This window comes from Candidatus Sordicultor fermentans, assembly GCF_012728195.1.
In the GTDB taxonomy this organism is placed as follows: domain Bacteria; phylum Atribacterota; class Atribacteria; order Atribacterales; family Caldatribacteriaceae; genus Sordicultor; species Sordicultor fermentans.
This window is the reverse complement of the sequence record NZ_JAAYFP010000029.1, coordinates 1-5216: the sequence shown is the minus strand read 5'-3', so window position 1 is coordinate 5216 and position 5216 is coordinate 1. Positions and strand designations below refer to the sequence as shown.

At 41.9% G+C, this 5216-nt stretch carries 7 protein-coding genes; 6 read left to right on the top strand and 1 reads right to left on the bottom strand.

Going from position 1 to position 5216, the window contains the following annotated elements:
• The 6 genes from GXZ17_RS01465 to GXZ17_RS01440 all read left to right on the top strand — a co-directional run.
• On the top strand, window positions 1-627 hold a 627-nt coding region (locus tag GXZ17_RS01465), incomplete at its 5' end, for an alkaline phosphatase (protein ID WP_409375517.1).
• A gap of 309 nt (window positions 628-936) precedes the next feature.
• Complete coding sequence (locus GXZ17_RS01460) at window positions 937-1707, top strand: basic amino acid ABC transporter substrate-binding protein (protein WP_409375516.1); 771 nt, start codon at window positions 937-939, stop codon at window positions 1705-1707.
• A 22-nt stretch (window positions 1708-1729) separates the two neighbouring features.
• Window positions 1730-2386: an amino acid ABC transporter permease gene (locus GXZ17_RS01455; RefSeq protein ID WP_409375515.1), complete on the top strand. Its 657-nt coding sequence runs from the start codon at window positions 1730-1732 to the stop codon at window positions 2384-2386.
• The gene (locus tag GXZ17_RS01450; RefSeq protein WP_409375514.1) at window positions 2379-3119 is read left to right on the top strand and encodes an amino acid ABC transporter ATP-binding protein; all 741 of its coding nucleotides are present in this window, start codon (window positions 2379-2381) and stop codon (window positions 3117-3119) included. The genes GXZ17_RS01455 and GXZ17_RS01450 overlap by 8 nt, the downstream gene beginning before the upstream one ends.
• A 10-nt stretch (window positions 3120-3129) precedes the next feature.
• Complete coding sequence (locus GXZ17_RS01445; protein WP_409375513.1) at window positions 3130-4425, top strand: homoserine dehydrogenase; 1296 nt, start codon at window positions 3130-3132, stop codon at window positions 4423-4425.
• 15 nt (window positions 4426-4440) lie between these two features.
• Window positions 4441-4755 carry a bh protein gene (locus GXZ17_RS01440; RefSeq protein ID WP_409375512.1) on the top strand — a complete coding sequence of 105 codons (315 nt, stop codon included), beginning with the start codon at window positions 4441-4443 and terminating at the stop codon, window positions 4753-4755.
• A gap of 139 nt (window positions 4756-4894) precedes the next feature.
• Here the strand turns inward: GXZ17_RS01440 and GXZ17_RS01435 are convergent.
• A partial coding sequence (locus GXZ17_RS01435; RefSeq protein ID WP_409375511.1) for a transposase occupies window positions 4895-5216 on the bottom strand: 322 nt, incomplete at its 5' end.

Below are 5216 nucleotides of genomic sequence, written 5' to 3'. Positions count from 1 at the left end.
ATAGAAGAAGCAATTAAATTTTATCAGCAACATCCCGAAGAAACTCTAATTGTAGTTACTGCTGACCATGAAACTGGAGGGTTAACTCTGGGGTTTGCCGCAACGGGATATAGTTTATACCCAGAAGTCTTGCAGAACCAGAAGATGTCTTTCTTAGAATTCAGCAAAGTGGTAGAACAATATAGCCAGAACACTCCTCAAGAGAAAGCAAATCTATCGGATTTTTGGCCTCAAATAGAAGAAAACTTTGGTTTACTGGATATTCCTGCTCCAGAAAAAGCCGAGCTGGAAGAGAAAGCTAAAAATGGAGACGCAGAAGCACAGGCCAAGTTGAGACTTACTTTAACTGACTATGAAAGAGAAGAATTAGAAAAAGCTTTGGCAATGAGTGTGCAAGGAGAAGCACCCCAAAGCTATGGTGGCTATGACCCCCTTACTATCACCCTAACTCATATCTTAAACCAAAAAGCTGGTCTGAGCTGGACCACTTTTTCTCATACCGGCGCCCCAGTGGCCATCTTCGCTCAAGGAGTAGGGGCTGAGCTATTTGACGATTACTTCGACAATACTGAAATATTCACCAAATTAGTATCGGTAATGAGTCTAGAAGCAGTATTGGTTCAATAAAATTCTATTTTGCACTACTCAAGGAGGTGAGGCTATAGCCTCACCTCCTCTTGAGAGATGCTGTATCTCTTCGCGAGATTCAAACTTGATTCCTCCCGATTTGAAATAGACTTTTTTAGTCACTCTGAATTCTGGTCCTTCCTGGAAGCTGGTTCTAACTGCCCGAGATTTTGATAAGGACGCCTTGAGTAGAATAAGTTGAAGTTATCCAGCGCTCCATATCTGCTTTCCTCTTTATCTACAAGACTTTGTTTGTATTGACACAGCGGGAAGGGCGTTGTATTATTCTCACAAAAAGGAGGAGCTGGGATGAAAAGGAATTATCTTTTTTGGTTGGGGATATTAGTATTTTCTCTTGCTTTTGCTGGTATAGCAAGTGCTTCTACTCTGGATGAAATTAAAGCTCGGGGAAAAATCATCATCGGCACTGATGCTACTTATCCCCCTATGGAGTTTTACGATGAAAGCGGGGAAATTGTGGGTTTTGATATTGATTTAGGTAAAGCGATTGCTGAGGAATTAGGTGTGGAGGCAGTATTTATAGACACTGCCTGGGATGGTATTTTCCCTGCTCTGGACGCCAAAAAATTTGACATTATAATGTCCGCTACTTCTATCACCGAAGAGAGACTTAAATCCAAAGCAATGAGTGAACCTTATTATATTACCTCCCAGGCTATTGCAGTGAGAAAAGACAATGATTCTATTAAAGGTCCGGAGGATTTAGTAGGTAAGGTGATAGCAGTGCAGATCGGGACTACTGGAGATTTAGCGGTGAGTGAGATAGAAGGGGTAAAGGAGATAAAGAGATTTGACACTACTGACAAAGCTTATATGGAAGTGATGAATGGAAGAGCTGATGCGGTGGTTAATGATTTATCCGAAGTTGCTTACCGGATGAAATTTTTACCGGATATGAAAATCGTGGCTACTTTTAAAGAAGGAGAGGAAAATTACGGAGTTACTTTGCGTAAAGAGGATACCGACCTTCTGGAAGCCATCAATCAAGCTTTGAAAAATATTAAAGAGTCGGGTAAGTATGATCAGATTTATCAAAAGTGGTTTGGGGAAATAAAGTAATTTATAAGAGAGGATTTAATTTTTGCAGTTTGACTTTTTAGCTCTATATGAGGCATTACCAGCACTTTTAGTGGGGGCGCTGGCAACTTTACGAATCACCGCTCTTTCTATAGCTGTGGGTTTGGTAATTGGTTTAGGAGCCGGTCTTGCGCGAGTATGGCCCAATTCTTTTTTGCGGAGTATTTCCAGTGCTTACATCGAGTTAATCAGGGGTACTCCCCTTTTGGTGCAAATCTTTCTAGTTTACTTTGGGCTACCGGCTCTGGGTTTGAATTTAGACCCTTTTGTGGCCGGGGTTTTAGCTATGGGAATCAATAGTGGGGCCTATGTGGGAGAGATTGTTCGAGGAGGCATAGAATCTATCGCTCAGGGTCAGATGGAAGCTGCTCTTTCTTTGGGGATGAGCTGGTGGCAATCTATGTATTACGTTGTATTGCCTCAAGCTCTGTTTCGTATTCTTCCTTCCTTAGGTAATGAATTCATTGCTCTCCTTAAAGATTCCTCTTTAGTTTCTACTATTGCTATTGCTGAGCTAACTCGCACCGGGCAAATAATCATTACCCGTACCTTTAAGTCTTTTGAAATCTGGGTGGGAGTAGCTCTCTTTTATTTTATCATGACCTATGCTATTTCTCGAGCGGTAAGATATTCAGAAAAAAGGATGCGCTACAGTGAGTGATTGGGTCATAAAAGTCTCTAATCTCAATAAATACTTTGGTTCTAACCATGTTTTAAGAGATATCAATTTTCAGGTTAAGTTTGGAGAAGTGGTATCGATAATCGGTGCCTCTGGCTCGGGTAAAAGCACCTTGCTCCGCTGTCTCAACGGTTTAGAGCCCATTCAAAGTGGAGAGATAATAGTGGATGGAGTGAAGATAAACGGAGAGAAAGTAGATTTAAGCCGAATAAGGCAATCTATCGGGATGATTTTTCAGAGTTTTAATCTTTTTCCTCATATGAGTGTTCTGGATAATGTTATTCTTGCTCCTCATAGAGTAAAAAAGATTCCTCGCCGGGAAGCAGAGGAAATAGCTTTAGAGCTTTTAGGTAAAGTGGGTCTGGCAGAAAAGGCTCATTCCTATCCTTATCAGCTTTCCGGGGGACAAAAGCAAAGAGTGGCTATCGCTCGGGCTTTGGCAATGAATCCTAAAGTCATGATGTTTGATGAACCGACTTCGGCTCTGGACCCGGAAACAGTTAATGACGTTTTAGACGTGATGAAAGAGTTAGCCAAAGAGGGGATGACTATGATTGTAGTTACTCATGAAATGGGTTTTGCTCGAGAGGTTTCCCAGCGGGTGATGCACATCGATGAGGGTAGAATATTAGAAGAGGGGACCCCAGAGGAAATTTTTTATCATCCCCGTAATCCTCGTACCCGGGCTTTTTTGAGCAAAGTAATAAATATTTGAAGGTGGGAAAATGGAAGATAGAAAAGTAGTAAAAATCGGCGTCATAGGTTTCGGAACAGTGGGAGTAGGAACGGTTAAAATATTAAAAGAGAGAAAAGAAGAAATAGAAAAAGAGCTGAAAGTTGCTATTCAGATAGCTAAAATTGCCGATAAAGATTGGGAAAGAGAAAGGCCGCTAACAGTGCCTCCAGAAATCAGAACTTATGACTCCTGGGAAGTAGTAAAAGATCCGGAAATTGACATAGTGGTAGAGGCAATAGGGGGAGTGTCTCCTACTTTTGAGCTGGTTTCTTGCGCTCTTGAGCAAGGTAAAACAGTGATTACTCCTAACAAAGAACTCATCGCTAAAAAAGGAGGAGAGTTATTAAAAATAGCTGAAAGCTCAAATAGTGAGCTTTTCTTTGAGGGAGCAGTGGGAGGAGGAATACCCATCATTCATTCTCTCAAAGGACAACTGATAGGTGATGATATAGAAGAAGTTATCGGAATAGTAAACGGCACTACTAATTTTGTTCTCACTGAGATGTCTCTCCACAAAACTTCCTATGCTGAGGCGTTAAAAGAAGCACAGAACAGGGGATATGCAGAACCAGTCCCGGTTATGGATGTAGAAGGATTTGATGCTGCCTATAAAATAGCTATTCTTGCCTCTTTAGCTTTTCACAGCAAGGTAGAAGTGGAAAAAGTCTATCGGGAGGGAATCACTCTTTTGATTCCTGAGGATATCGAGTTTGCCAAAGAACTGGGATTTACAGTAAAACTTCTGGCCATCGCTAAAAAGTTAAACGAGGCGATGGAGCTCCGGGTTCACCCGGTGCTTTTACCCTTCGACCATCCTCTATCTCAAGTATATGGAGTAGAAAATGCCATTTATGTTAAATCGAAAACCCGCCGGTTGACTTTTCGAGGTCCAGGGGCAGGAGGAGAAGCCACCGGCAGCGCTATTGTGGGAGACATAATAGAAGCTATACGTAATTGGAAGTGGCAGTGCCGGGGTAGAGTAGGCTGTACTTGCCTGCGGGAGATGGAAGTAAAGCCCATCACGGAATTAATTACTCAATATTGTGTGCGTATTTTAGCATTGGATGTGCCAGGAGTGCTAGGTAAAATTGCTACCCAGTTTGGAGAGGCAGGAGTCAGCCTTTCAGCGGTTAAACAGCCGGGTAGCACCCCGGGTGAGCTTACCAATATTTATTTTCTTACTCATAAAACAAAGGAAGAAAGTTTGCAAAGGTCGTTGGAGCATATTAGAAAACTGGAAGTAGTAAAGGAGGCTTATGCCATCCGGGTGGAAGAAGGAGGTTGAAAGGAGGAAAAACTTTTGGACAAGGAGGAGATTACCACAGTTTTGCGCTGTTTGAGTTGCCAGCGAGAGACTGAGCATCGCCTGATTTATCAGGGAGAGATGGTAAAATCCATAATATGCCAGGAATGCGGGCTGGAGATTAGTTTTGATAAGGACAGGCTTTTAGCCCTTTATGGAGAAGATTTAGTAAAAAGAGTTCTTACCAAGCCTCGCCGGATTACTGAAGAATATAAGGAAGATTTGGTTAAATTCTTCAGCAGCATCCCTTTTCGTATCATTACCAAGCCTTATCGGATATTGAAAGAAATAGACTCTCTCCGGGACGACTGAGAAAATAGAGCTGCAGAAGCGGGTACTTATCTGTTGTTTCCCTTCTGTTTCTCAATGCCGGGGTGGTGTTTCTACGGCATAGTTTTTTGGTTTCAATCTTTTATTTTGTGCCGCAGGCTGCTTTGTTTTTTAAAGGGGATTATAGGGGAATAAAGTCTTCTATTCCTTTGAGTAGTTGATCTAATTCATAACTTTCCTCATCTCTCACTAAGAAAGGAGGAGGAGAGTTATGATAACCATACTGGGCAATAAGCCGGGCATCTACTTTGTCAGTCTTGGCTCTCTTTAAGAGCATTTCTGCATACTTTTTAATTACCAAGGGGTTAACCACACTCACCTGGTAACTTAGGTCCTTAGCGAGGAATAGGGCAATACGCAGGTGATAGACTCCTGTACTTTCCATCACAAATAGTATATGAGAGAAGTCCTCTTCGGGATGTTGCTTTAAGAATTCTTCCATT

What these genes read in the sequence shown, in the direction of transcription:
- GXZ17_RS01460 (WP_409375516.1), top strand. Translation starts at nt 937, where the DNA reads ATGAAAAGGAATTATCTTTTTTGGTTGGGGATATTAGTATTTTCTCTT.
- GXZ17_RS01445 (WP_409375513.1), top strand. Translation starts at nt 3,130, where the DNA reads ATGGAAGATAGAAAAGTAGTAAAAATCGGCGTCATAGGTTTCGGAACA.